This is a genomic window from Stenotrophomonas sp. GD03654 (genome assembly GCF_029845105.1).
Classification (GTDB): Bacteria; Pseudomonadota; Gammaproteobacteria; order Xanthomonadales; family Xanthomonadaceae; genus Stenotrophomonas; species Stenotrophomonas africana.
The window spans coordinates 1-25171 of the sequence record NZ_JAOCLC010000010.1 but is presented as its reverse complement, the minus strand read 5'-3'; the positions used below and the strand labels follow the sequence as shown (position 1 = coordinate 25171).

The following is a 25171-nucleotide window of genomic DNA, read 5'->3' as shown; positions in this document are numbered from 1 at the left end:
CGGGTGTCGAAACCAGGAAACACGCAATGCAGGGAACGCATCATTCAATCCGGCGTGCGCGCCACGCCGCGATGCTGGTCGGTCTACTCGCGCTGGCGGCATGCCAGCGCACATCGGATGCGCCGACCGGGGCACCCGTAGCGGGCACACCGCTTGCCGCCCCGGCCACCGCAACAGACCTCTCTCCGCTGCTCGATGCCCTGCCGACCTGCGCGCTGGACGGCTGGTACATCGATCAGCAGACCGGGCATCCGGTCCATCCCTGGTTGGCCGCGAACGCGTCGAAGCCCTGCAAGGAGGATGAGGAGAACGAGATCGCCACGTTCTGCGTGCAGGGGCAATGGAAGGGGCTGCCGGTGGAGGAAGTGATCCTGCCGACGATGACCTTTGTCTCATTCCGTGGCGCGAAGATCGGCCTGCCGCTGGAGAAGGCACGTCCCATCGTCCGCCAGCGCTTCGGGCAGGAATTCCCGGGTGGCGCGGCGTACGAGGCGGGCCGCGAGCCGAAGTTGATGGCCGATCCCGAGGATGCGCAGCGCTCGTGGCTGCTGTGCAGCACGCCGGAACCGGGAGACGATCTGGGCAGCCAGGCAGGCGTGAGCTATTCCGGCATGAACCTGCCCTACGACCACGACGGTTGCAGCTACCGCTACAGCCCGGTCGACTTCTGCGATGCGCCGCACCGGGCCGCCATCGAAGATGCGCTCCAGCACCAGGCGCCCAATTTCAACCAGCACTATCTGCTGGTGCAGGTCGATGATCGTCCCGAATACTTCCAGCGCACGCTGGTGCTGGTCGACACCCGCACCGGACGCGCCACGCCATTGCCGATCGATGCCTTCACCAGGCCGGCGGGGAAGGGCGGAGAGGCTAACGGCTACGGGACACTGGAAACGGGCGTGGACCAGCCGCAGTTCTGCCTTGATGGCGCCTTGCTGGTCTACCGCGTATTCGAGGAAGGGCGGTTCTGCTTTGGCTTTGACGGTGAGCGCTTCACCGGCCATGAAACCCAGTACATGCAGGCGACGGATAGCTGATGACCCGTATTTCACCCCGGCCATGCCACCCTGCTTCGAACCTGCACATCCGGGATCGAGGCTGTTGAAGGCGAACACGCAATGAACGCGGCGCGGCAGCGCTCGATGTGGGTGGCTGGCCTTTCCACTGTAGTGGAGTGGTACGACTTCACTCTCTACCTGTACTTCGCCACGGTGCTGTCGCGGGTGTTCTTCGGCGGCGGTAAAGAGGCGATGCTGGTCACCCTGGCCGGCTTCGCGGTGTCCTACCTGATGCGCCCGCTGGGCGCGCTGTGCTTCGGCCACCTGGGCGACCGCCTGGGCCGGCGCTGGATGCTGCTGGCTTCGATGGCGTTGATGGCAGCAGCAATGCTGGCCACTGCCCTGCTGCCGACAGCGGCCACGGCAGGTACGACGGCGGGCGTGCTGCTTCTGGTACTGCGCTGCGTGATGGCGTTTTCGGTGGGCGGTGAGTACACCGGGGTGGTGGCGTACCTGCTGGAAAGCGCGCCGGCGCGGCGGCGTGGCCTGGTGACCTCGCTGGCGTCGGCGGCCAGTGAAGTAGGCGCACTGCTGGCAGTGGCGATCTCCGCAGTGACGGTGGCGATGGTCACACCCGCGCAGCTCGATGGCTGGGGCTGGCGCATTCCGTTCTTCGTCGGTGCGGCGCTGGCGCTGGTGATCCTCATCGCACGCTCTGGCATGCACGAATCGCCTGAATTCGAGCGCCAGCGCCGCGAGGGCAGCATTCCCGCGACGCCGCTGCGCCACGTGCTGCGCAACCATCCCGGCGCAGTAGCGCGCACGTTCGCAATCTCGGCACTCGGTTCGATCACCTACTACGTTGGCATCACCTACGTGCCGGCCTTCCTGCATGCGCAGGGCCACGACGAAGGCGATGCGCTGTGGCTGTCTACGGTGGCTGCGGTGGCTGTGATCGCGATCACGCCGCTGTGCGGTGCACTCTCTGATCGCTACGGCCGGCGACCGCTGCTGCTGGGCCTGACCGTGCTGGCAGCGCTGCTGCCGCTGTCCCTGTTTGCGTGGATGGCGCAGGCGACGGCGGTGGGCATCGCACTGGCCGCGGTGCTGCTGGCTTGCGTAGCCGGTGGCGTAAGCGCGGTGGCTGCCCCGGCCACCGCCGAGCAGTTCCCCGGCGAAGGCCGCGTAAGCGGGTTGGCACTGGGCGTGACCATGGCCACTGCATTCTTTGGCGGTGCAACACCCTGGCTGGCGCAATGGTGGGTGGAACGCAGCGGCTGGGCGGCGGCGCCGGGCGCGATGATCGCGTTCGTGGCGGTGCTGGTGCTGCCGGTGCTGTGGACCCTGCCCGAGACGACCCCGGGCAGGGGCAAGCGCTAGGCGATCAGACCGCCAGGGTCTGCTCGATGTCGGCCAGCACGGCCGGTGCATCCACGCCGATGGCGATCGACTGCAGTACGTGGCCATCCCACACGCTGGGGCCGAAGCCCATGCCTTCCGGCTTCGGAATGGTCATGCCGCGGGCGACGCCGTCGGTGGCCACGCGCACGCTGGCGCGCTCGAACTGGAACAGTTCGGGACGGGTCAGTGCGATGCAGGCGCAGCAGTCATGCACGACCATGCCCTTGTGGCCGGCCTGCAGGTAGAAGTCCACGTAGTCCTGCGACAAGGCGCGGACCAGTTCGGCATCGGCGCCACCGATGGCGGCCAGTTTGTCCAGGCCGTCACGGTCCATTTCCACGCGGGTGGTGACGTCCAGACCGATGGCGGTGACCGGCCAGCTGGCGGTGAACACCACGTCGGCCGCTTCGGCATCGCCCCAGATGTTGGCCTCGGCGGCCGGGGTGATGTTGCCGTTGACGTGGAAGGCGCCGCCCATGATCACCACGCCGCGCACCAGGCCGGCAATGTCCGGGGCCTGCTGCAGGGCCAAGGCCAGGTTGGTCATGCGACCGACCGCGACCAGGGTCACTTCGCCCGGGTGAGCGCGGACCAGGTCGATGATCAGCTGGTGGGCCGGGCGCGCATCGGCGGCCACGTCCAGCGCAACCGGCACCGCGTGGTTGCCCAGGCCGTTGTGGCCATGGATGTGCACCGGCCAGGCTTCCGGGGTGGCTTCCGGCTGCAGCGGACCCGCGGCGCCGCGCGCGACCGGGGCGGCAAAGCCCCAGGCCTGCTTCAGGTACAGCGCGTTGTGCGTGGTCGACTCCACCGAGGCATTGCCGAAGGTGGTGGTGACGCCGATCAGGTCGATCTGGGCGTGCTTGTGCAGGTACAGCAGGGCCAGGGCGTCGTCGACGCCCGGGTCGGTATCGAAAATGACTTTCAGCATGTTGTTGTTCTTCTTCTTCCGTGTGGTGCGGGGGGCGCCGGCGGCCCGGAGGCAGGCCGGCGCGCCCTACATTGTCCCATCTTCATGACAGGCAGGGCCATTGCCGGGGTGGCAGGCCATAATGCCCCCAGTCCAGGCACGGAGTCGCCGAATGCTGATCGTTGCCCTTCTGCTTGTCCTGCTGGTGCTGGGCCTGAACGTGGTGGCTACCGTGGTGATCGTCAGGCGGGATGGCCTGTCGGCGGGCGGCCGGGCGGTGCAGTTGCTGCTGATCTGGCTGCTGCCGCTGGTCGGCGCCATCCTGTGCCTGGCGGTGGCCACGGCCGATGGCTCGGGCAGCCGGGGGGACAACGGTCTCGGCGGCGCCTACGATTACTCGGGCGGGTATTCCGGCGACAACTACAGCCAGCACAACCACAGCAGCTCCGACTGCAGCAGTGATGGTGGTGGGGGTGACGGCGGCAGCTGCGGCGGTGGCGATTGACGAGATGTTCCGGGATGCCGGCCAAGGTCACGTCCTGGTAGTGCCGGCCGCTGGCCGGCAACCTCATCGGCTCAACCGCCGCCTTCGGTCGGCAAGGGCGCCGGCACGTTCAACAGCCCGCCTGCTGCCACATAGGCGGCCAGAGCCTGGCCCTGGCTCAGCAGGTGGCGTTCCATGGTGCGTTCGGCAGCCTGCGCGTCGCGGCGTCGGAAGCACTCCATCAACTCGCGGTGTTCGGCCAGCGACTGCGCGGTGCGGCCCGGTGTCAGCAGCTGGCGGCCACGGTGCATCTTCAGGATGCGATGCAGATCGTGGGTGATGCGGATCAGCCACGGGTTGACGGCGTAATGCTGCACGGTTTCGTGAATGAGGTAGTTGTTGCGGTAGTACTCGGCGATGTTGCCTTCGGCCGCTGCCGTCTCCATTGCTGCATGCAGGTCTTCCAGCTGCTGCACACCGGCATCGTCGATGTGCTTCACCGCCTCGTGCGCGCAGCGGCCTTCCAGCATCGCCATCACCGGAAACAGCTGGTTGAGGTCTTCCAGCGTCAACCGGGTGACCCGGCAGCCACGGCCGGCATCGATCTGCACCAGGCCTTCGGCGGCCAGCAGCTTCAGCGCTTCGCGTAGCGGTGTGCGGCTGATGCCCAGTTCTTCGCACAGCGCGGGCTCGTCGATCCACTCACCCGGCGGCAGGCGGTAATCGTAGATGCGTTCGCGCACGTGTTCGGCAACCTCTTCATACAGAGGCGCGCGCTTCTTCGGTGACCGCGGGGCAGGGGCAATAGCCATGCGCAGAGTGTAACGCCAGGTCGTGCCGACCAGTGGCCGGCACGACCGTTCGGCGGTTACATCCAGCCCGGCACCACGAACACCAGCCAGGCCAACAACGGCCCCAGGGCCACCACCAGGCCGCTGTAGACCAGGAAGCGGCGGAACAGGGTTTCGCGCTCTTCCTTCGCGGCCGAAGCCACCACCAGCGCGCCATTGGTTGAGAACGGGCTGACATCGACGATGGTGGATGACACCGCCAGCGCACAGATCACGCCGGCCGCACTGAGGTGCCCCTGCATCAGGAACGGCACGGCCAGTGGAATCGTGGCGCCCAGCACTGCGGCCGACGAGGCGAATGCAGAGACGATGCCACCCACGTAGCAGACCAGCAGTGCACCCAGCAGCGGGATGCCGATGTCGGACACACCATTACCGATGAAGTCCACCGCGCCGGCATGTTCCAGCACGCCGATGTAGGTCACCACACCGCAGATCAGCAGCACGGTGGACCAGCTGATGCCATCGACCGCACCCTTCTGGCTTTGTGGCGACAGCAGCGCCAGCGCCACCGCCACGGTGATCGAGACCAGACCGACATTGAGGTTGTAGATCAGCGCGGCCACGCCCAGGCCGAGCAGGCCGATCAGGGTGAACAGGCGCTCGCGGGTCAGGCCCACCGCATCCAGTGCCGCCGGATCATTGCTGAGCGTGCCGCCGCCTGCTGCGACCAGCGCGCCATGGCCTTCGATCGCGAACTGGCGTGACGACGCCTGCGGGCCACCGGCCATTGCCAGTTCGGCATTGCCGATCGTTCCTGCTGCGGTGATCGAGCCGCGACGCAGCAGGGCGATGCCACCGAAGGCGAAGAAGCAGATCGTCGCCATCATGAAGTTGAAGCCCAGGCTGGTCAGGAACACCGCCATCTCGGTCACTTCCAGCCCGGCCTTCTGCACCACGCCGTTGGTGATGCTGCCGTACACGCTGATCGGCGAGAAGCCGCCCGCCTGTGCGCCATGGATGACCAGCAGGCCCATCATCAGCGGGTTGATGTTGTACTGCTTGGCAAAGCGCAGCGCGACCGGGCCGATGATGGCCACCGCTGCCGGGCCGAGCGCGCCGAAGGCGGTCAGCACCGCGGTGATCACGAACATTACCCACGGGATGGCCACGATATGGCCGCGCACGGCTTTTACTGCCCAGTGCACCAGCAGGTCGATGGTGCCGTTCTTCTGCGCGATGGCGAACAGGTAGGTGATGCCGACCAGGGTCAGGAACAGATCGCCGGGGAACCCGGCCAGGACCTCCTTGCCGCCCATGTCGACCCACAGCCCGCCGATGATGAAGGCCAGCGCGAAGGCGACCGCGCCCATGTTGATCGGCATCGCCGTGGCGACGATGAACATGATCACCAGACCGATGATCGTTGCGATTTGTGGACTCATGCGCCCTCCCAGACACGTGACTCACGTACAGCGCGGATGGAGACCCGCCATCCCGGGGTAAGGCGACGTACTGCGTGGTGCGTGATACGTACTGCTCGAACCCGTTACCGCAGCCGCTCCAGCGCACTGCGGACCCACGCCGCGGCGCCTTCAAGGCTCTGGAATTCTTCCACCGCGCGCACTTCGCAGCACGGATAGGCCGGTGCGACCATGCGCGCCAGCGCGTTGCCCGGGCCCAGCTGCAGGAAAACCCGCGCGCCGCGCTCGAAGGCCTGGCGCATCACCTGCGCCCATTCGATGGTCTGTGCCAGCTGCGCCGACAGCGTGTGGACCGCCATTGCGCGATCCCGCACCGGTCGCGCATCGATGCCGGCCAGCAGCGGCAGGCGTGGGGCCTGCAGTGGCGAGGCAGCGAGTGCGGCAGCAAACGGTGCTACCGCCGCCGCCAGCAACGGTGTGTGTGCAGGCACGTGCACCGGCAGCGGACGGATGTCCGCACCCTGCGCCTGCGCTGCATCGGCCAGCCGCAGCAACGAGGCGTGCGTGCCGCCCACGATGAAATGGTCCTGCCCGTTGGCGATGGCCACGTGCGCACCGTGCAGATCGCACAGCGGCTGCAGTACATGGCGTTCCAGGCCAAGCACGGCCTGCAGGCCTGCATCGGCGGGGCTGGCGCCGTCCATCAACTGCGCGCGCTGCGCCGCCAGGGCAAGGCAGGTGGTCGCATCGAAGCTGCCGGCGATGGCATGCGCGGCCAACTCGCCGATGCTGTAGCCCGCGATCAGCGTCGGCGTTGGCACGCTGTCGCGCAGCCCGTGCCACTGCGCCAGGCTGGCCGCGCACAGCAGCGGTTGCGCCTGTGCATTGTCGAAACGGTCGTCGGCCGCAGCGGCGGAAAGCACATCGCGGCCGAGCACCGTGCTGGCCGCATCAAGGGTGTGGCGTGCGGCCGGAAGATCGCGCACGCGGTCGAACATCGCTGCGTGCTGCGCGCCTTGGCCGGGGCAGAGCAGGGCCAGGCTCATGCACGCTCCTGCTGCAGCAGGAACCCGCTGCAGGCCAACAGGTCTGCGCTGCCGCCCGGGCTCAGCCGGCGCGCGACGAAGCCGTCACCGATGCGACGCAGATGTGTCCGCCAGTCCGGCGCGAAGGTGCCGCCCGCTTCCAGGAAGGTGCGGGCCTGGCGCTGGGCCCAGCGCAGGCCGTCGGCGCCGCCACGGTGCAGCAGGTTGAGGTCATCCACGCACGCGATCAGCTGCATCAGCGTCTGGCACATCGCGGCCTCGCGTGGCAGGCCGCTGGCCAGTGCGTGACGCAGGGTAGGCAGTGCCACGCCGCGCAGCAGCGGATAGCCGGCGGCCGCTTGTTCGCGCACACCCTGCACGCCGTGCCGTGCACGCGCGCGCTGGCCAGGGCTGTTCGCATCCAGGGGTGCGTCGGCGAGCTCGACAGACCAGCGGCACACGTCCTGGCAGACCTGCTCACCCGTGGCGGCATGGCCCAGGCGGGAGCGACAGGCCGCGGCGGCCGCCACCAGCAGGCCGAGACTGAAGACCGCGCCACGATGGGTATTGACGCCGGCGGTCGCGCGCAGCATCGCGATTTCGGCGGCGATGCCACACCGGCGCAAGGCGTCGAAGTCCGCCCCGGTTGCACCGAGGTAGGCCACGGCGGTGAAATAGTGGCGCAGCGCGAACAGGCTGCGCAGGAACGTGCCGGCGTCCATGTCGTGATGGCTGCCGCTGTCGAATGGTGTGACCAGTCCGGGCTTGGGTGCCAGCGCCAGCTCCGCATGCAGGCTGGCGACGGCGAGGCGCCCCAGACGCGCGCTGTCCACGGCAGCTGCCGGCCTGACTGCCGATTGCACGACGGCGTTCATGCGCTCACCCCGGCGGAGGCGAACAACGCATCGCGGAGTTCCAGTGCGGCACCATCGAGGCGCTTGACCAGTACCTCGCGGCTGCGTCCGGCGTACTCCCGCCAGTTCACGGCGGCGTCGCGGCCCAGGCACAGCTCGCCATCGACCCGCCGGTTGTGTCCGGCTTCCCATGCCTGTAGCCGTGCAGCCAGGGCATCGGCCTGCGCGGTGGTGCCGATCGGCCACAGCAGATCGACGTCCGAGCGCGCGTGCACATAGCGCAGGCCAGTAAGGTGCTGCCATGCGAAGGCACCAAATACGCGCGCCTCAGCGATGTTCTGCAGCACTTCAAGGGGCCGCCGCCAGTCCTGGGGAACGTCGCCTTTCAGCACCGTCTGAAGTGCCGGCGGCGGCGTGGTGCGCAGCACATCGTGTGCTGGCACGCGCAGGCCCAGGCGCAGTTTGCCCTCGGCGGGCGGCAGCGGCACGCCGAGACGCAGGCGTGGATCGGCATCGTCGGCGGCACGCCGCGCGACGATGGCCGGGCGGCCCTGCGCAAACCAGTCGGCCAGGCGCGACTCATGCGCGGCGATGTCCGCCTGCCAGCCGGCGTGCGCTGACAGCCAGACCAGCGTATGGCGGGGCAGCCGCTCAGGCATCGCCCTGACTCACCGCTTCAGCCACGCGTGCGGCCAGCATGCGCCCGCCACGTTCGGCTCCGCGCACGGCGCGGCGGTCGCCATCGGCGGGCGTGCGCAGGGCCTGCAGAAGGTGCTGGGCAAGATCGCCCTCCCACAGCGATTCCACCGCACCCATCGCCACGTAGTTCTCCACGCCCGGTGCGAACACCGGTGAGGTCTGGCTCAGCGCCTGCAGTTTATCCAGCGGCTGCTTGGTCACCCGGGCCATCGCGCGCAGGTCCATCACCCGCGCCTGCGCATCCGGCAGGGCGTGGATGTGGTCGGCCATCAGCCCGAACGAGAGGAAGCCGCCACTGACGGATTCACCGTAGACCAGCGTGACCAGTCGCGCGCCACGTCGACGCGCGAGATCCAGCGTCTGCGCCAGGTGCGCGAAACAGCCGTTGATGCCGAGCAGTTCGTCGCGGCGAGCCAGGCGCTGGCCGGCGGTGTCGACCAGCATCACGATCGCTTGCTGCGGATGCGCGGCGGTGCTGGCCAGCACCGTTTCGGCCAGTACCAGTGCGTGGTCCACGCCCACCTCGAGCTTGTCGGCGGTGCCGATCACGGTCACGTCGCCGTCGTCGGTGGTGGCGCTGCCGGTCAGCACCGAATCGTTCACCGCAACGGCATGCCCATGCGGAAACAGGGCATCGAGCAGTGTCTGCAACGGCATGCTCATGGCAGGCTCCGGTCGGCGGTGGCGATGAGGAATTCATCGGTGTCGAGCAGTGGCAGGCGTTCGGGGTGGGCAATGCCCAGCCGCGCCCAGATCTCCAGGCCATCGCGGCAATCGCTCCAGGCCTGCACGCGCGCCTTCAATGCCAGATGGCGTTCCTGCAGCGCGGCCAGTGCAGTATCCGCATCGGTACTGCTGGTATCAGGCTGCAGCGCATTGAATGCCGCTTGCGCGAACGCCTCGATGACATCGGGCACCAGCACCTGCGCCTGGTCGATCAGGTAGCGGTGCTTGCCTCCCGTTACGCGCCAGACCAGTGCGCGGTCGCGGGAATCGAACTCTTCCACGCCACGCACGGTTTCGATCACCTCTGGCCCGGACAGCGACAGCCGGCCTTCCTCGGACATGATCACCATGCTGCAGCAACGAGCAACGATGCCCATGCCACCGAATGCGCCGTTGCCGCTGCCGATCAGCGCGATCACCGGCACGCCCGCTGCACGCGCGTCCAGAGTGGCGCGCATGATCTCGGAAATGGCGATGAGTCCAGCATTGGCTTCGTGCAGCCGCACACCGCCGGTATCGAGCAGGAGCAGCACGCCGTCAGGGCGGGTTTCCGCCGCACGACGCAGCAGCCCGGTCAGCTTGGCGCCGTGCACCTCGCCCACGCCGCCGCCCATGAATTCACCCTGCTGTGCCGCCAGCAGCACGCGTCGGCCGCGCAGTGTGGCTTCGCCAACAACAATGCCGTCGTCGAACGCCGCGGGCTGGTCGAGCTGTGCCAGGTGCGGGCTCATCATCCGCCGCGCCGGGCCGAGGAATTCACGGAACGAGCCGGCATCGACCAGGCCGGCGATACGCTCGCGCGCATCGGCCTCGTAGTAGCTGTGGCGCTGCGTCCGGTTCATCGTTCTTCTCCAGCAAGCAGGGTTTCCACGGCCTGGTCCAGGCGCAGGCTGACCACCGCCGGGGTGGCACCGGCATCGTTGATCGAGATGCGTACATCGCTCAGCGGATGACGCTGTGCGAAGTCGTTGATCACCGCTTGCCACACGCTGCCGAAGCCCTTCGCGGCGGTGATGATGCGCACCGTCATCGCGCCATCCAGCGCAGCGGGTTCCAGCAGGATTTCCAGGTTGCCCGAGGCCAGCACGCCGACCAGCACCGCGTCGCGCGGAAACTGCACCGCAGTGTGGCCTTCGAATCGATAGTCGAGGGTTTCCATGCTCAGCCCCTTACCAGTTGCGGAAGCGCTTGGGCGGGTCGTACAGGCCGCCGGACCAGCGCACCAGGTCCTTCACCGAACGCGCCGCCAGCAGGTCACGGCTGGCATCGCGCACGGAGATGCCAAGGTCATCGGGACGGCGGATCACGCCGCGGTCGCGCAGGTTTTCCACCATCGCGCGGTCGCGGCCCAGGCCCACGGCGGTATAACCGGCCACGCCGCGGATCGCCTGTTCGCGCTCCTCAGGGGTGCGGCACAAAAGCAGGTTGGCGATGCCTTCTTCGGTCAGCACATGGCTGACGTCGTCGCCATAGATCATCACCGGCGGCAGCGGCATCTGTGCGCGCTCGGCCAGTTCCCAGGCATCGAGGCGGTCGACGAAGGCCGGCGCCATGTGTTCGCGGAAGGTTTCCACCATCTGCACCACCAGCTTGCGCCCGCGCGGCATCTCACCCGGGCGTGCGGCCTGCTGGCCGGCCTTGATCCAGGCCTCGCTGGCATGGCGCCGGCCACGTGCATCGGAACCCATGTTCGGTGCGCCACCGAAGCCGGCGATGCGGTCGCGGGTGGCGGTGGAGCTGTTGCCCTGCAGGTCGATCTGCAGTGTGGAACCGATGAACATGTCGCAGGCATACAGGCCGGCGGTCTGCGAGAACGCGCGGTTGGAACGCATCGAGCCATCGGCGCCGGTGAAGAACACATCGCCTCGCGCGGCGATGTACTTCTCCATGCCCAGTTCCGACCCGAACGAATGCACCGATTTGACGAAGCCCGATTCGATCGCCGGAATCAGTGCCGGGTGGGGGTTCAGCGCCCAGTGCTGGCAGATCTTGCCCTTCAGCCCCAGCGATTCGGCGTAGGTCGGCAGCAGCAGCTCGATGGCCGCAGTGTCGAAGCCGATGCCATGGTTGAGGCGGTTGACGCCGTACTCGGCGTAGATGCCTTTGATGGCCATCATCGCCATCAGCACCTGGATCTCGGAGATCTGCGCCGGGTCGCGGGTGAACAGCGGTTCGATATGGTTCGGCTTCGGCGCCTGCACCACGAAGTTGACCCAGTCAGCGGGGATGTCGACGCGGGGGAGGGGGTCGACGATCTCGTTGACCTGGGCGATGACGATGCCGCCACCGAAGGCGGTGGCCTCGACGATCACCGGCGTGTCTTCGGTGTTCGGGCCGGTATAGAGGTTGCCGTGCCGATCTGCGGCCTGCGCGGCCACCAGGGCCACGCGCGGGGTCAGGTCGATGAAGTAGCGGCCGAACAGTTCCAGGTAGGTGTGGATGGCACCGATCTGGATGCGCCCTTCAGCCACCAGGTTGGCCAACCGTACCGACTGCGGGCCGGAGAACGAGAAGTCCAGTTTCGAAGCGATACCACGCTCGAATACATCCAGGTGCGACGGCAGGGACAGCACCGACTGCACCATGTGCAGGTCATGCACGCGGGCGGGGTCGAGGTCGGCCAGGGCCTGGGCGAGGAAATCGGCCTGCTTCTGGTTGTTGCCTTCCAGGCAGACCTTGTCGCCCGGTTCCAGCAGTGCATGCAGCAGTTCACCCACATCGGTGGCGGCGACCTCGCGTCCCCGGGCCCACGGCGCGGCACGTTCCAGGCGCCCCTGGCGGCTGCGTTCCAACGTATCCCAGCTCAGGTTCATCGACCGGCTTCCGATGGGTGTTGATGTAATTACGGCATAATTACAAAAAAGGATGCAACCTGCAGTGCAGCAAAAGGAAGGGCCCGCGCGGAGGCGGGCCCATTCAGGTTGGGGGTGTGCCGACCAGCGGTCGGCACCCACCGGTTCGCGAGTCGCTCAGAACTTCCAGCGCAGGCTGGCCGACACGAAGCGCGGCTCGCCGAAGTTGTTGTAGTCCAGGTTGGCCCAGTAGGTCTTGTCCAGCGCGTTGCGCACGCTCAGCGTCGCGGTCCAGCTGTCGCTGATGCGGTAGTTGGCGTTGAACTGCACCAGCGAATACGCCGGCTGGTTCACCGTCACCGTGCCGCCCAGCGGGTAGGCGATGTTGTAGCCCTGCACCTTGCTCTGCCACTGCACGCCACCGCCAACGCTCAGGCGTTCCAGCGCACCGCGCAGCTGTAGCTGGGTGTTGAGCTGCAGCAGATCCTTCGGCGGGTTGGCGTACAGCAGGTCGGTGGCGGCACGGGTGACCTTGACGTGGGTGTAGCCGGCATTGACCGTCCAGCCCGGCAGGATCTCGCCGTTGACGTCCATCTCCCAGCCGCGCGCCTTGGTGCCGTTGACGCCGATGTAGGCGGAGGTGCCATCGCTCAGCGAACCTTCCGGCACGCCCATGTCACGCACGGCGTAGTTGTCCTGCTTGGCCTCGAACACGGCAGCATTGGCGGTCAGGCGGCCGTCCAGCCACTGGGTCTTGATGCCCGCTTCCAGGTTCGAGCCCTGTACTGGTGCCAGCAGGTTCTCGTTGCGGTCCTTGAAGTTCTGCGGGTTGAAGATCTCGGTGTAGCTGGCATAGGCCGACACGTTCGGGGTGATGTCGTAGATCAGGCCCACGTAGGGGGTGACTTCATCGCTCACTTTGTACGCACCGCTGGTGCCGGTGTAGGCGCCTGCGGCGTTGTACGAGCGGCTGAGGGTTTCCCAGCGGCTCAGGCGTGCGCCGGCAATCAGCGACAGCGGATCGGCCAGGCGCAGGCGGGTGGCCAGATAGACGCCACTCTGCGTGGTCTTGGCCACGCGGCGCGCGCCGGTGCGGCGGTAGGTCACCTCGGAGATGTCGCCATTCCAGTTGTACACGTTGGGAATGTAGTAGCAGCGCTCGCCGCCGCAGCGCGCCCAGTCGTTCGGGAAGTTCAGCGCCAGGGTGTTGGTGGTGCCTTCCAGGTCCGACCACTGCGCGCCGACGGTGAGGTCGTGGTCGCGGCCGAACAGCGGGAAGCTGCCGGTCAGGTAGGCATCGACATTGCGGCGGGTGTCCTTCGAATCACCGGCGGCCGCGCGCAGGTAGATGCCCGAGCCGGTCACCGGGTCCGGGTTGCCGGTGCCATATAGGCGCACGTTCTGCACGTTGCCGCGGGTGTAGGCGGTGTTGATCTTCAACAGCCAGTTGTCGCCGAAACGCTGTTCCAGGTTGGCGAAGGCGGTATTGCTCTCGCGCTTCCAATAGCTCCACTTCGGCGACAGGTTGGTCGAGCGCGGCAGGTGCGCGAAATTGCCCTGGCTGTCGAAGAACGGCACGGTGCCCCAGGTTGAACCGGTGGGGTTGTTGTCCTGGCTCTGGTAACCCAGGGTGATCGTGGTGCTGTCGGTGATATCGCCTTCCAGCACTGCCATGCCGGCCATCTTGTTCTCGTCGTAACGGTCGTAATACAGGCCACGATCGGTGTAGGCGGCGACCACGCGGCTGCGGAAGCGGCCGTCGGCGGTCAGCGGCGCGGTCACATCCGCCTCCATGCGACGGTAGTCCCAGCTGCCGGCGCTGACCGCGAACGACGCGTCGAACTCCTTGCCCGGGCGCTTGCGCAGCAGGTTGACCGTGGCCGAGGGCACGCCGGCGCCGCTGAGCAGGCCGTTGGCGCCGCGGATCACTTCGATACGGTCGTAGAAGGCAGTGTCGTATTCCTGGTTGGTGGAGCCGCTGTAGGTGGGGATGCCATCAACCTGGAAGTCGGTGATGGCAAAGCCGCGCGCGTAGTACAGCGGGCGCTGGGTGTCATAGAAGGACACGCTGACGCCGGTGACGTTGCGCATCACATCGTTGATGCTGAACAGCGACTCGTCCTGCAGGCGCTGCAGGCTGATCGCAGTGGCCGACTGCGGGGTTTCCTGCAGGGTGATCGGCAGGCGGGTGGAGCTGGAGGGCGGAGCGGACTGCTCGGCACGCACGCTCACCCGGTCCAGGGTCTTGGCGTCGGCAGCGCCATCGGTGGCGGCGAACGCGCTGGGCGCGGCCAGCAGGGTCAACGACGAAAGCAGGGCAGCCGGCAGCAGCGCGCGGCGGGGCAGGCGGTTACGGAAGGTCAGGGGCATGGTCGAGGCTCGGAAGCGGGGAAGGGCGGCAACAGTCGTCCAGCACCCGGGGCGGCGGCTTCGGGCACGGTCAGGTCCATCTGGAAAGGCGCGGTCACTGCGCAGGACGCAAATGTAAATAATTCTTAACAACATTACAATTCGCGTCATTGTGCGCAGGGTTCCCGGCACGGGGCATCGCTTTCCGTAGAGCCGAGCCATGCTCGGCTGCTTTTTGCCGGAGCCGAGCATGGGCTCGGCTCTACAGGCGATGGCCCGCCCAAACGCAAACGGCCACCCGAAGGTGGCCGTCCGTCTGCAGCAAAAGCAAACTGCGGGCTTACAGCGCCTGCAGTTCCTCATTGGCGTTGCGCTTTTCCTTGGCCGCTGCCGGCACTGCAGCCGGAGCGGGCGATGCCGCGTTCGCATCCACCGGCACCTCCAGATACGGCAGATGCAGGGTCTGGCTGGTCAGTGTACGGATCTCGTTGACCAGCGCGGCGCTGTCGTTGAGCTTGCGACCGTACGACGGCACGATCTCGCGCAGGCGGGTTTCCCAGCCGGCCTTCATCTGGTCCGGGAAGGCCTTGGCCATCAGGTCCAGCATGATCGGCGGCGAGGTCGACGCGCCCGGCGAGGCGCCGAGCAGGGCGGCGAGGGTGTGGTCCTTGTCGGTCACGATCTCGGTACCGAACTGCAGCACCGGGCCCTTCAGCGGATCGCGCTTGATGATCTGCACGCGCTGGCCGGCGGTGACCAGCTTCCAGTCACCCGGCTTGGCGTTGGGGAAGTACTTGACCAGTTCGGCCTGGCGGTCGGCATCGTTCAGGCGCGCCTGGCCCATCAGGTACTGCACCAGGTCCAGGTTGTCCTTGCCCACTTCCAGCATCGGGCCGACGTTGTTGTGGTTGACCGAGGAATACAGGTCCCACCACGAGCCGTGCTTGAGGAACTTGGTGCTGTACAGCGCGAACGGCCCGAACAGGACCACCGGCTTGCCGTCCAGCTTGCGTGCATCCAGGTGCGGCACCGACATCGGCGGCGAACCGGTCTCGGCCATGCCGTAGGCCTTCACGCCATGGCGGGAGGTCACGTCCTGGCCCTGGAAGGCGAGGAACTGGCCACCGACCGGGAAGCCGGCGTAGTCCTTCGATTCCGGAATGCCCGACATCTGCAGCAGCTTCAGTGCGGCGCCACCGGCACCGATGAACACGAAGCGGGCGTGGGTGGTGGACTCGGTACCGGCCTTGAGGTCCTTCACCGTCACGTTCCAGCTCTTGTCGGCGTTCTGTCGCAGCGCGCTCACTTCATGGTTGAGGTGCAGGCTGAAGTTCGGGCTGCGCTGCAGGCCGGTGGTCAGCTGGCGGGTGATCACACCGAAGTTGACGTCGGTGCCCAGCGGCATCCAGGTCGCGGCCACCTTCTGCTTCGGGTCACGGCCTTCCATCAGCAGCGGTGCCCACTGCTTGATCTGTGCCGGATCCTCGGAGTACTGCATGCCATAGAACAGCGGATTCTTCACCAGGGCCTGCTGGCGCTTGTGCAGGTAGGCAATGTTGTCATCGCCCCAGACGAAGCTCATGTGCGGGGTCGGGTTGATGAAGTCGCTGGGCTGGCTCAGCCGGCCTTCCTTCACCTGGTGCGACCAGAACTGGCGTGAGACCTCGAACGATTCGGCGATGCCGACCGCGCGCTTGGTCTCGATGCTGCCGTCGGGCAATTCCGGGGTGTAGTTCAGTTCGGCGAAGGCCGAGTGACCGGTGCCGGCGTTGTTCCAGCCGTCGGAGCTTTCACCGGCGACGCCGTCGAGGCGTTCGTAGACCTGGATGTTCCAGTCCGGCTGCAGTTCCTGCAGGTAGGTGGCCAGGGTGATGCTCATGATGCCGGCGCCGACCAGCACAACATCGACGGGCTTGTCGTTGCTGGCGGCGGGCACCGAGCGCTGGGTCAGCGGCCAGTACAGGAACAGCGCGGCGGCCAGCAACAGCAGCACGAGCAGGGCGAGAAGAGCCTTGCCAAATTTCTTCATGGGGGCGGGATCGTTGGCGGAGGGGAAGGGGTCAGGATGCGCGTGGGGCAGGGAAAGGGCGTGAAGAAACAACGCCTTGCAACATCCTGGCGCGATTCTAACCGGTTCCGGTCCTTTTTTGATGCAACGCAGCATCCGATGTTTCGCGGTCCCGTCACCAAGGCGGGCGGGGCCGCTCTGGCGATCGCATCCGTGGTAGCGCCAAGCCATGCCTGGCGGCGACGCCTTCAATCAGACGAGCTCAAGAATCTCATCGCCGGCCTCATCAATCTCGCCGGTCGGGCGCCAGCCCAGGCGCCGGTAGAAGCCATGCGAGCGCGAACGCGGGTCGGCCGAACAGGCCAGGAACAGGCGGGTATGGCCGGCATCGCGGGTCAGGCTCACCACTTCCTGCAGCAGTTGGCGGCCGATGCCGCGGCCTTCGTACTCTGGAAGCAGGGCCAGCACCAGCACCTCGCCGCTGTCGCGGTCGGCAAAGCAGTAGCCGGCCATGCGCTCGCCCTCCCAGGCGACGCGGCCAATCGAATCTCCCTGGGCGATGCCGGCCGCCCAGCTGTCCCCGGTGATGCCCAGCTGTGCCAGCTGCTCGGCACTGAAGGCGTTCTCGCGGGTGCGCCCACGCAGGTCGATGCAGGCGGCGGCATCTTCGGGGCGGGCATCGCGCAGGTACACGGGCATGCCGGACATCCTTGTAATGGTCGGCCCGCCAGTATCCGCATCGCGCATGGACCTGGTGTGTAGGCTCGATGGAGATCCGATGGAGCAGAAAAGGGGACGGAGGGGATTAAGTCGTCTTTGCCCCGTATGTCGTTTGGCCTTGAACGCCTTGATCCCCGTCCCCTTTTCAGCGCTTGCGCCGGATCAGTGCCGAGGATGCATCCAGCACCGCGCGGGTCAGCAGCGCCATGGTCTGCACGTCGCCCTTCCAGTGCTGCCAGTACAGCGGCACGTCTTCCCACGCGCGCTGGCGTACGTAGACCAGCCGGCCGGCGTCCAGGTGCCGCTTGACCAGCGGCAACGGGTTCATGGTCCAGCCCATGCCGCCCAGGTTGGCCTGCACGAAGGCGCGGGTGGAGGGAATCCACCAGGTTGGTGCAGTGCTGGGCAGGTCGTCGCCGGCCATGCGCCGGGCGAAGCGCGACTGCATGTCGTCCTTGCGGTTGAACACCAGCACCGGGGCCTGCGCCAGCGCCTGCGCGGTCACGCCCTTGGCGAAATGACGCTCGCGGAACTCCGGCGTGCAGGTCGCCGCGTAGCGGATGCTGCCCAGCGCATGGATCTGGCAGCCCTGCACCGGCTCGTCCAGCGTGGTCACTGCACCCAGCACCGTGCCCTGGCGCAGCAGCTCCACGGTGTGGTCCTGGTCCTCCACGCGCAGGTCCAGGGTGGTGCCGGTGCTCTGTGCGAACTGCGAGGCGGCCTGCGGGAACCAGGTTTCCAGGCTGTCGTGGTTCACCGCTACCGGGATGCTGGCCTGTGGCAGATCCTCGTCGGCCAGACCCATCCGGTGCAACGCATCGTGTTCGAGCAGGGCGGTCTGCTCGGCCAGCTGCACCAGCAACTGGCCTTCGGCGGTGGCGGTGGCCGGGGTGCCACGCTTGACCAGCAGCCGGCCGATCCGGTCCTCCAGCGCCTTGACCCGCTGCGAGATGGCCGACGGCGTGACATTGAGCGACTGCGCGGCGCGGTCGAAGCTGCCTTCGCGGATCACTGCGGCCAGGGCACGCAGCTGGGCATGATCGATACGCATGGAATTAAGTTCCGCTAATGTTGGTTTAGGAAGTTTAGCTCGTCTTTTCCATGTTGCGGCGCGACAATGGCGCCCGTTCCGGTGCTGTCCGCCTTCGCGAGGCACCGTCCCCCCAAGCAAGCAAAGGCAGTGAATCCCATGTTCTCGGTCATCTCCGCCAGCACCGGCCTCGGTGCCTGGTTCTCTGGTGCAGCTACCGGCATCGGCCTGTTCGCCGTGGTCGGCGCCCAGAGCGCCTTCATCCTGCGCCAGGGCATCCTGCGCAAGCACATCGTGCCGGTGGTTGCCACCTGTGCGGCCATCGATGCGATCTTCATCTTCGCCAGCGTGGCCGGCCTGCGCACGCTCACCTCGGCACTGCCGTGGCTGACCACCGCCGTGCTGTGGACGGGCGTGGCGTTCCTGGCCTGGTATGCGATGAAGTCGGCACGTCGTGCGATCGCCGGTGGCGGCGGCATGGGCGAGGCTGACAGCGACGACGGCAGCCGCCGCGCGGTGCTGATGGCTGCGGTCGGTTTCTCGCTGATCAACCCGCACTTCTGGCTGGACATGATGGTGATCGGCTCGATCGCCGAGAACTTCGGCAACGCCCGCATGGCTTTCGCCGCTGGTGTGGTCACCGCCAGCTGCCTGTGGCTGACCGCGCAGGGCCTGGGCGCACGCCTGCTGGCACCGCTGTTCACCAAGCCCAGTACCTGGCGCGTGCTCGACGGCACCATCGCGGTGATCCTCAGCATCCTGGCCCTCACGTTGGCGGTGCGCGGGGTCCACTGACCCGGCGCACGCCCCCCGAACCCACGTCCTGACTCTCTCTCCAAGGTAGTGGTAACGACGGCACCGGCAACGGTGCCGTCGTTTTTTGTGCCGATGTGGCGCGGCAAACGGTCACATGCCTAGAATCGTGCATCCGGACAGGGTGTCCGGTTTTCCATGGGGGAAGGATGCGCAGGATTGTGCTGGCTGCACTGTTGGGAGCGGCTGTGGGTGGGGCATCGGCTGCAACGCTGGACCTGGATCGCTATCTGCGGCAGGAGTCGTTTACCGACATCAAGATTTCACCGGGGGGCGAGTACATCGCCGCGACGGTTCCGCTGGAGGCGGGAACCGCGCTGGCGATCTATCGCATTGCCGACATGAAGATGGTCGGCAGCTTCCGTCCGCCCCGCAACGATCACGCCCACACCTTCGACTGGGTCAGCAACGAGCGGCTGCTGGTGGGCATGGCACAGAAGTTCGGCGTGCTGGACCGGCCGACGCCGACCGGCGAACTGTTCGGTATCAATGCCAACGGCAAGGGCGGCGAGCTGCTGGTGGGGTACCGGGTTGCCGACCAGAGTCTGGGCACCAACATCAAGGTCAAGCCGGCAGGACTGGTGGCCGCGTACCTCAGTGATGAACTCAAGGACGATGATCGCAATGCACTGGTGACCGTGATCCCGCTGGTCGGCAATTCGCACGCACAGGTCGAGCGCATGGATGTGGTCACCGGTCGCCGCAACGCGGTGGCACGGGCTCCCATTCCCGATGCGGACTTTACGATCGATGAGCAGGGCGAAGTGCGTTTCGCACGTGCTGTCGTTACCGATGGCACGCAGAAGCTCTACTACCGCACAGGCAGCAACAGCGACTGGATCCTGCTCAACGATGAATCCTTGAGCAAGCACATCGAGTTGCCCCTGGGCTTCTCGGCCGACGGTCGCCTGGCGTACCTGCAGGTCGAGCAGGCAGACGGACCTGATGCCATTGTCAGCTGGGACCCCCAGAGCAATGAACGGCGCACCCTGCTGCGCGATGAGAGCGCCGACCCCGCGCGCATCATCCGGCGCCCCGGCAGCCGCGTGCCGGTCGGGGCACTGTTCCTTGGCGGTGCGCCGCGAACGGCATTCTTCGATGACGCCTCGGACGAAGCTCGCCTTTACCGCAGCCTCGAAGCGGGCCTGGGCGGCGCGGCCTACGTCACCTCCAGTACACGCGATGGCAAGACGGTGCTGGTGGAAACCTGGTCAGGCAGCAATCCGGGCGATTTCTATCTCTATGACACGGTTGGCAAGAGTGCACGGCACCTGATCAGCCGCAGCGACTGGATCGACCCCGCGCTGGCGGCGGAGGTGCGTCCGATCAGCCTGAAGGCGCGTGATGGGCGTCCGCTGCATGGCTTCCTTACCGTCCCGCATGGCCGCGACGCCCGTGCGCTGCCGATGGTGGTGGTGCCGCACGGAGGTCCGATCGGTGTCGCCGACGATGGTGGCTATGACACCGAGGCACAGATGCTGGCCGCGGCAGGTTACGCGGTATTGCAGGTGAATTTCCGCGGCTCTTCCGGCTATGGCCGGGCCCACATGCAGGCTGCGCGCAAGCAATGGGGACTGTCGATGCAGGATGACGTCACCGATGCCACGCGCTGGGCGATCGAACAGGGCGTGGCCGACAGGAACCGCGTCTGCATCTACGGGGCCAGTTACGGTGCCTATGCGGCGATGATGGGGGCGGTGCGCGAACCGGGCCTGTACCAGTGCGCGGCCGGCTACGTCGGCATCTACGACCTGCCGTTGATGTACGCGCGCGGAGACATCCAGAGCGATGAGTCAGGCCTGGCCTACCTGCGCAACTGGCTGGGATCGCCCAAGGATCTGGCAGAGCGTTCCCCGGTGAATCTGGCCGCGCAGGTGCGGGTGCCGGTATTCCTGGCCGCGGGTGGCCAGGACCAGCGTGCGCCGATCATGCACAGCGAACGCATGGAAGCTGCGTTGAAGAAGGCCGGTTCGCCGGTGGAAACCCTGTACGTCAAGAACGAAGGACATGGTTTCTATTCTCCCGCCAATCAACGAACGTACTACAGCAGGTTGCTGGCCTTCCTCTCGCGCAGCCTGGGGGGACAGGTGGCTGGGCAGGCAACGCCTGCGGAGAAGAGCAGCGCGCCCTGAACAAGCCGAGGGCGGCGGATGATCGTTCCGCCGCCCTGGTTTTCCGAACGGGCGGGGGTTACTTCACCCCGTGCATCATCTTCTTCAGCAGCGGCGCGGCAATGAAGGCGGCCAGCGCACAGCCCAGGCCGATCCACATCAGCAGCCAGAACAGGTGCGCATAGGCACCGGCGGCGGCCACCATGTCCAGCGATTCGCCTTCCGGCACCTCGATCGCAGCCAACTTGCCGAACAGCGCGGCCAGCGTTTCCGAAAATGCCGTGGCGAGGAACCAGGTGCCCATCATCAGGCTCATCACCCGCGGTACCGCCAGCTGGGTGACCGCCGACAAGCCGACCGGCGACAGGCACATCTCGCCACTGGCCAGCAGGAAGTAGGCCAGCACCAGCCACCACACGCTGGCCATCTCGCCGGTGGCGCCCACCTGCTGCGCGGCCAGTGCCAGCGGCACGAACGACAGCGCGCCGATCACCAGGCCCCAGGCTGATTTGACCGGCTTGCCCGGTTCCCAGCCGCGGCGGTCCATCCACGTCCACAGTGCGGCGAAGGCCGGTGCCAGCAGCACCAGGAACAGGCCGCCGAGGTAGGTCAGCGAGCCGGCGGTCTGCGGAATCACCAGGCAGTCGCGTACCAGCAGCACCAGCATCAGCACGACGATGGCGGCGAAGAACGTGCGTGGCGCAGATGAGCCCGGACGACGCTCGGACAGCCGCGCGCTGACCACGAAGCCCAGCGGTGCCAGCAGCAGCGAGATGATCGACCAAGGCAGCGGCGTACCGCCGGTGATCACCAGCGAGGGCACGATGTCCTTGGTCAGCAGGCGGTCGGTGAAGGTCACCCACGAGCCGTAGGACTGCTCGTACATCGTGAAGAAGACCAGCGCCATGAAGATCAGCACCATCAGCGCGATCATCTGCTGGCGCTGCACCGGCGTGCACTTGCTGCCGGTGAACCAGGCGAACCAGACCAGCACGCCGCCCAGCACCACCAGCATCAGCATCAGCGCCAGGCTGACTTCACCACCCAGCGCGAACGCGCCGTTGCCGGCCGCCCACATCAGCCACGCCACCGGCAGCACACTGAGCACCGCGCATAGATAGATGAGCCATTCGCGCGGCAGGCCCAGCACCTTCTGCTTCAGCGCAGCCGGCTGCGGTGGCTCGGCGTGACCCTGCAGGTATTTCTGGCCCCACAGGAACATCGCCAGGCCGGCCAGCATGCCGATACCGGCCGCACCGAAACCGTACTTCCAGCCGTAGGCCTCGCCTAGGAAGCCGCACACCAGCGAGGAGAACAGCGCGCCGAGGTTGATGCCGGCGTAGAACAGCGAGAAGCCCGAGTCGCGGCGCGGGTCGTCCTTCGGGTAGAGCTTGCCGACGATGGTGGAGATGTTCGGCTTCAGGAAACCGACGCCCATGATGATCAGCGCGAGCGAGAGGTAGGTCACTGCCAGCGCCGAGGTGTCGCGCACCACTTCACCGTTGACCCGGTAGGCCGCGTGACCCTCGAACGCCATGCCGAGGTGGCCGAGTACCAGCAGGATGCCGCCGAACAGCACCGCCCGGCGCATGCCCAGCCAGCGGTCGGCCAGCATGCCGCCGAACACCGGGATGCAGTACACCAGGCCACCGTAGGCACCGAGCAGGTCCAGGCCGGCCTTGTCGCCGAACAGGTGGTACTTGGTCAGGTAGAGCAGCAGCAGCGCCTTCATGCCGTAGAAGGAGAAGCGCTCCCACATTTCGGTGAAGAAGCAGACGTAGACGCCCTTGGGATGGCCCAGGAAGTCGTCGGAAGCGGTAGCGGCAACGGTCATTGACGGCGGGGACTGCGGAAAGGGCGCGATTATAGAAGGGGAGGGGCCGGATCACGGTGCTTATGACAAATGCGACTTAATCCCCTCCGTCCCCTTTTTGCTACAGGTGTGGCCTGGCCTTGCCGGATCGGCCGGTTGGCGTTGCCGGGCGGGTCGGGGAGGGCGTTGGGCCATGTCCGGCGGTGACCATGCGCACTGGACTTGCCGCCCCCTGAACGCTAGCGTGATCGGGATTTTTTGCCAGCAGGGGCTTCCATGAACCACGACGCTGCGCCCAAGCAGCTCACCTTCCGCGCAGTGGCCCTAGCCATCGTGCTGGCGGTGGTGCTGTCGGCCGCAAACGCCTACCTCGGTCTGTTCGCAGGCCTGACCATCGCCACCGCCATTCCCGCTGCGGTGATATCCATGGGCGTGCTGCGCCTGCTGGGCGGTGGCTCCATCCTCGAAAACAACATCGTGCAGACCGGCGCTTCGGCCGGTTCGTCGATCGCCGCCGGTGTGATCTTCACCATCCCGGCGCTGGTGATCATGGGGTACTGGCCGGACTTCAAGTACTGGTGGGTGCTGGGCATCGCCGGTCTCGGCGGCCTGCTGGGCGTGCTGTTCTCGGTGCCGCTGCGCCGTTCGATGATCGTCGAAGACCCGCTTCCGTTCCCGGAAGGCAAGGCGGCGGCAGAAGTGCTCAAGGCCGGTGAAAACCCGGGCCCGGGCCTGAAGATCCTCGGCCTGTCGGCGGTGATCGGTGCCTTCGTCAAGCTGGCCGCGGAAAGCGGCATGCGCCTGATTCCCGATGCCTGGGCCACCTCGGCCTACGTCGGCAGTTCCAAGATCACCGCCTTCATCGGCACCAACCTGTCGCCGGCGTTGCTGGGCGTGGGTTACATCGTCGGCCTCAACGTCGGCATCGTGGTGGTGTCCGGTTCGATCCTGACCTGGCACATCGCCATTCCGATCTACCAGGCGTTCTTCATGAACACCGATCCGGCACTGGCCGCGTCGGTTGCCGCGGCTTCGTCCACCGAGGCAGCGTTCGCCATCTGGGGCGCGAAGATGCGCTACCTGGGTGTCGGCGCAATGCTGATCGGCGGCATCTGGACCCTGATCTCGCTGCGCAAGTCGCTGCTCAACGGCGTCAAGAGCGGCTTCGCCGCCGCCCGCAAGAGCGGTGGTCCGGTACTGGCGCACACCGAGCGCGACCTGCCGATGAAGTGGATGCTGGTCGCCCTGGTGGTGTTCGTGCTGCCGCTGCTGGCCCTGTACCAGGCCATTGTCGGCCAGTGGCACGTGTCGATCCCGATGACCCTCATCATGATCGTCGCCGGCTTCCTGTTCGTGTCGGTCTCGGCCTACCTGGCCGGCCTGATCGGTTCGTCCAACAACCCGGTCTCGGGCATCACCATCTCCACCATCCTGTTCGCCTCGGTCGTGCTGGTCGTGCTGCTGGGCAAGGATGGCCTGCAGCCGGTCGGCGCCTTCGGCGCGCCGCTGGGTGCGGTGGCCGCGATCATGATCGGCGCGGTGGTGTGCTGTGCCGCAGCGGTCGGCGGTGACAACCTGCAGGACCTCAAGGCCGGCTACATCGTTGGCGCCACCCCGTGGAAGCAGCAGCTGATGCTGGGCATCGGTGCGTTCTCGTGCGCGCTGATCATGGCGCCGGTGCTGAACCTGCTGGCCACCGCCTACGGCATCGGCGTGAAGTCCGAGCTGCACCCGAACGCACTGGCCGCACCGCAGGCCAACCTGATGGCCTCGGTGGCCAAGGGCCTGTTCGGTGGCGAACTGCCCTGGACCTTCATCGGCATCGGTGCCGTGGTCGGCGCCGCCATCATCGCGCTCGACAGCTGGCTGAAGTCGCGCAATGCCCGCTTCCGCGTGCCGGTGCTGGCTGCCGCCATCGGCATCTACCTGCCGCTGGAACTGATGGTGCCGATCTTCCTCGGCGGCCTGATCGCCTACCTGGTCGAGCGCTTCCACAAGGTGCGTGCCGATGACGAGGAAGGCCGCGACCGCGTGCACAAGCCGGGCGTGCTGTTCGCCGCCGGCCTGATCACCGGTGAGGCACTGATGGGCATCGCCATCGCGATTCCGATCGTGGTCAGCAGCCGCGCCGACGTGCTGGCCGTGCCGTTCCACCTGCCGGGCGCACAGTGGATCGGCCTGGCCGTGCTGTTCCTGGTTGGCTGGCTGATCTACCGCACCGGC

The 25171-nt window shown here is 66.8% G+C and carries 21 protein-coding genes; 6 read left to right on the top strand and 15 right to left on the bottom strand.

The features are described 5' to 3' along the window. Positions 1–26 precede the first annotated feature (26 nt). Together N5J73_RS06045 and N5J73_RS06040 are read left to right on the top strand one after the other, a co-directional pair. Positions 27–1037, top strand: coding sequence for a hypothetical protein (locus N5J73_RS06045; RefSeq protein ID WP_049445988.1), 1011 nt, complete (start codon positions 27–29; stop codon positions 1035–1037). 81 nt (positions 1038–1118) lie between these two features. Further along, a complete protein-coding gene (locus N5J73_RS06040; protein WP_049445986.1) occupies positions 1119–2378 on the top strand; it encodes an MFS transporter in 1260 nt (419 codons plus the stop codon). A 4-nt stretch (positions 2379–2382) separates the two neighbouring features. On the opposite strand, the gene N5J73_RS06035 is transcribed toward N5J73_RS06040, so the two are convergent. After that, positions 2383–3330 carry a nucleoside hydrolase gene (locus tag N5J73_RS06035; RefSeq protein WP_049445985.1) on the bottom strand — a complete coding sequence of 316 codons (948 nt, stop codon included), beginning with the start codon at positions 3328–3330 and terminating at the stop codon, positions 2383–2385. A 151-nt stretch (positions 3331–3481) separates the two neighbouring features. Between N5J73_RS06035 and N5J73_RS06030 the strand changes: the two genes are divergently transcribed. Beyond that, the gene (locus tag N5J73_RS06030; RefSeq protein WP_049445983.1) at positions 3482–3814 is read left to right on the top strand and encodes a hypothetical protein; all 333 of its coding nucleotides are present in this window, start codon (positions 3482–3484) and stop codon (positions 3812–3814) included. A 71-nt stretch (positions 3815–3885) separates the two neighbouring features. On the opposite strand, the gene N5J73_RS06025 is transcribed toward N5J73_RS06030, so the two are convergent. The 13 genes from N5J73_RS06025 to N5J73_RS05965 form a co-directional block, all read right to left on the bottom strand. Next, positions 3886–4605, bottom strand: a complete 720-nt coding sequence (locus N5J73_RS06025; RefSeq protein ID WP_049445980.1) for a GntR family transcriptional regulator — start codon at positions 4603–4605, stop codon at positions 3886–3888. 56 nt (positions 4606–4661) lie between these two features. Next, positions 4662–6029, bottom strand: coding sequence for an SLC13 family permease (locus N5J73_RS06020; protein WP_049445977.1), 1368 nt, complete (start codon positions 6027–6029; stop codon positions 4662–4664). Between the two features lie 104 nt (positions 6030–6133). Continuing rightward, on the bottom strand, positions 6134–7054 hold the full coding sequence (mdcH, locus tag N5J73_RS06015; protein ID WP_049445975.1) for a malonate decarboxylase subunit epsilon: 921 nt from the start codon (positions 7052–7054) through the stop codon (positions 6134–6136). Further along, entirely contained in the window at positions 7051–7908 is an 858-nt protein-coding gene (gene mdcB, locus N5J73_RS06010; protein WP_049445972.1) for a triphosphoribosyl-dephospho-CoA synthase MdcB, read from the bottom strand. Before mdcB ends, mdcH begins: the two co-directional genes overlap by 4 nt. Continuing rightward, the gene (mdcG, locus tag N5J73_RS06005) at positions 7905–8546 is read right to left on the bottom strand and encodes a malonate decarboxylase holo-[acyl-carrier-protein] synthase (protein ID WP_049445971.1); all 642 of its coding nucleotides are present in this window, start codon (positions 8544–8546) and stop codon (positions 7905–7907) included. Before mdcG ends, mdcB begins: the two co-directional genes overlap by 4 nt. Next, entirely contained in the window at positions 8539–9243 is a 705-nt protein-coding gene (gene mdcE, locus N5J73_RS06000; RefSeq protein WP_049446064.1) for a biotin-independent malonate decarboxylase subunit gamma, read from the bottom strand. The genes mdcG and mdcE overlap by 8 nt, the downstream gene beginning before the upstream one ends. Positions 9244–9245: 2 nt before the next feature. Continuing rightward, entirely contained in the window at positions 9246–10154 is a 909-nt protein-coding gene (locus N5J73_RS05995; protein ID WP_049445969.1) for a biotin-independent malonate decarboxylase subunit beta, read from the bottom strand. Further along, on the bottom strand, positions 10151–10471 hold the full coding sequence (gene mdcC, locus N5J73_RS05990) for a malonate decarboxylase acyl carrier protein (protein WP_049445966.1): 321 nt from the start codon (positions 10469–10471) through the stop codon (positions 10151–10153). The genes N5J73_RS05995 and mdcC overlap by 4 nt, the downstream gene beginning before the upstream one ends. A gap of 10 nt (positions 10472–10481) precedes the next feature. Further along, positions 10482–12125, bottom strand: coding sequence for a malonate decarboxylase subunit alpha (gene mdcA / locus N5J73_RS05985; protein ID WP_049445964.1), 1644 nt, complete (start codon positions 12123–12125; stop codon positions 10482–10484). 156 nt (positions 12126–12281) lie between these two features. Continuing rightward, positions 12282–14474, bottom strand: coding sequence for a TonB-dependent siderophore receptor (locus N5J73_RS05980; protein WP_279940728.1), 2193 nt, complete (start codon positions 14472–14474; stop codon positions 12282–12284). A 319-nt stretch (positions 14475–14793) separates the two neighbouring features. Beyond that, positions 14794–16482 carry a malate dehydrogenase (quinone) gene (gene mqo, locus N5J73_RS05975; protein WP_049445961.1) on the bottom strand — a complete coding sequence of 563 codons (1689 nt, stop codon included), beginning with the start codon at positions 16480–16482 and terminating at the stop codon, positions 14794–14796. A gap of 231 nt (positions 16483–16713) precedes the next feature. Then, entirely contained in the window at positions 16714–17160 is a 447-nt protein-coding gene (locus N5J73_RS05970) for a GNAT family N-acetyltransferase (RefSeq protein WP_049445959.1), read from the bottom strand. Positions 17161–17326: 166 nt separating this feature from the next. Continuing rightward, positions 17327–18232: a LysR family transcriptional regulator ArgP gene (locus N5J73_RS05965; RefSeq protein WP_049445957.1), complete on the bottom strand. Its 906-nt coding sequence runs from the start codon at positions 18230–18232 to the stop codon at positions 17327–17329. Positions 18233–18370: 138 nt separating this feature from the next. On the opposite strand from N5J73_RS05965, the gene N5J73_RS05960 reads away from it, so the two are divergent. Together N5J73_RS05960 and N5J73_RS05955 are read left to right on the top strand one after the other, a co-directional pair. Then, a complete protein-coding gene (locus N5J73_RS05960; RefSeq protein ID WP_005408523.1) occupies positions 18371–19006 on the top strand; it encodes a LysE family transporter in 636 nt (211 codons plus the stop codon). A gap of 167 nt (positions 19007–19173) precedes the next feature. Continuing rightward, a complete protein-coding gene (locus N5J73_RS05955; protein WP_099588816.1) occupies positions 19174–21156 on the top strand; it encodes a S9 family peptidase in 1983 nt (660 codons plus the stop codon). Between the two features lie 58 nt (positions 21157–21214). Here the strand turns inward: N5J73_RS05955 and N5J73_RS05950 are convergent, their stop codons facing one another. Further along, positions 21215–22969, bottom strand: coding sequence for an oligopeptide:H+ symporter (locus tag N5J73_RS05950; RefSeq protein ID WP_049445953.1), 1755 nt, complete (start codon positions 22967–22969; stop codon positions 21215–21217). 255 nt (positions 22970–23224) lie between these two features. Between N5J73_RS05950 and N5J73_RS05945 the strand changes: the two genes are divergently transcribed. Beyond that, positions 23225–25171 (top strand): oligopeptide transporter, OPT family (locus N5J73_RS05945; protein WP_279940726.1); only part of this gene is annotated, 1947 nt, incomplete at its 3' end.

What these genes read in the sequence shown, in the direction of transcription:
- mdcA (WP_049445964.1), bottom strand. Translation starts at nt 12,125, where the DNA reads ATGAACCTGAGCTGGGATACGTTGGAACGCAGCCGCCAGGGGCGCCTG.
- N5J73_RS05980 (WP_279940728.1), bottom strand. Translation starts at nt 14,474, where the DNA reads ATGCCCCTGACCTTCCGTAACCGCCTGCCCCGCCGCGCGCTGCTGCCG.
- N5J73_RS05960 (WP_005408523.1), top strand. Translation starts at nt 18,371, where the DNA reads ATGTTCTCGGTCATCTCCGCCAGCACCGGCCTCGGTGCCTGGTTCTCT.
- N5J73_RS06025 (WP_049445980.1), bottom strand. Translation starts at nt 4,605, where the DNA reads ATGGCTATTGCCCCTGCCCCGCGGTCACCGAAGAAGCGCGCGCCTCTG.
- N5J73_RS06020 (WP_049445977.1), bottom strand. Translation starts at nt 6,029, where the DNA reads ATGAGTCCACAAATCGCAACGATCATCGGTCTGGTGATCATGTTCATC.
- N5J73_RS06040 (WP_049445986.1), top strand. Translation starts at nt 1,119, where the DNA reads ATGAACGCGGCGCGGCAGCGCTCGATGTGGGTGGCTGGCCTTTCCACT.
- N5J73_RS06035 (WP_049445985.1), bottom strand. Translation starts at nt 3,330, where the DNA reads ATGCTGAAAGTCATTTTCGATACCGACCCGGGCGTCGACGACGCCCTG.
- mqo (WP_049445961.1), bottom strand. Translation starts at nt 16,482, where the DNA reads ATGAAGAAATTTGGCAAGGCTCTTCTCGCCCTGCTCGTGCTGCTGTTG.
- N5J73_RS05950 (WP_049445953.1), bottom strand. Translation starts at nt 22,969, where the DNA reads ATGACCGTTGCCGCTACCGCTTCCGACGACTTCCTGGGCCATCCCAAG.
- N5J73_RS06030 (WP_049445983.1), top strand. Translation starts at nt 3,482, where the DNA reads ATGCTGATCGTTGCCCTTCTGCTTGTCCTGCTGGTGCTGGGCCTGAAC.
- N5J73_RS05995 (WP_049445969.1), bottom strand. Translation starts at nt 10,154, where the DNA reads ATGAACCGGACGCAGCGCCACAGCTACTACGAGGCCGATGCGCGCGAG.
- mdcE (WP_049446064.1), bottom strand. Translation starts at nt 9,243, where the DNA reads ATGCCGTTGCAGACACTGCTCGATGCCCTGTTTCCGCATGGGCATGCC.
- N5J73_RS05970 (WP_049445959.1), bottom strand. Translation starts at nt 17,160, where the DNA reads ATGCCCGTGTACCTGCGCGATGCCCGCCCCGAAGATGCCGCCGCCTGC.
- mdcH (WP_049445975.1), bottom strand. Translation starts at nt 7,054, where the DNA reads ATGAGCCTGGCCCTGCTCTGCCCCGGCCAAGGCGCGCAGCACGCAGCG.
- N5J73_RS05955 (WP_099588816.1), top strand. Translation starts at nt 19,174, where the DNA reads ATGCGCAGGATTGTGCTGGCTGCACTGTTGGGAGCGGCTGTGGGTGGG.
- mdcC (WP_049445966.1), bottom strand. Translation starts at nt 10,471, where the DNA reads ATGGAAACCCTCGACTATCGATTCGAAGGCCACACTGCGGTGCAGTTT.
- N5J73_RS05965 (WP_049445957.1), bottom strand. Translation starts at nt 18,232, where the DNA reads ATGCGTATCGATCATGCCCAGCTGCGTGCCCTGGCCGCAGTGATCCGC.
- N5J73_RS06045 (WP_049445988.1), top strand. Translation starts at nt 27, where the DNA reads ATGCAGGGAACGCATCATTCAATCCGGCGTGCGCGCCACGCCGCGATG.
- mdcB (WP_049445972.1), bottom strand. Translation starts at nt 7,908, where the DNA reads ATGAACGCCGTCGTGCAATCGGCAGTCAGGCCGGCAGCTGCCGTGGAC.
- mdcG (WP_049445971.1), bottom strand. Translation starts at nt 8,546, where the DNA reads ATGCCTGAGCGGCTGCCCCGCCATACGCTGGTCTGGCTGTCAGCGCAC.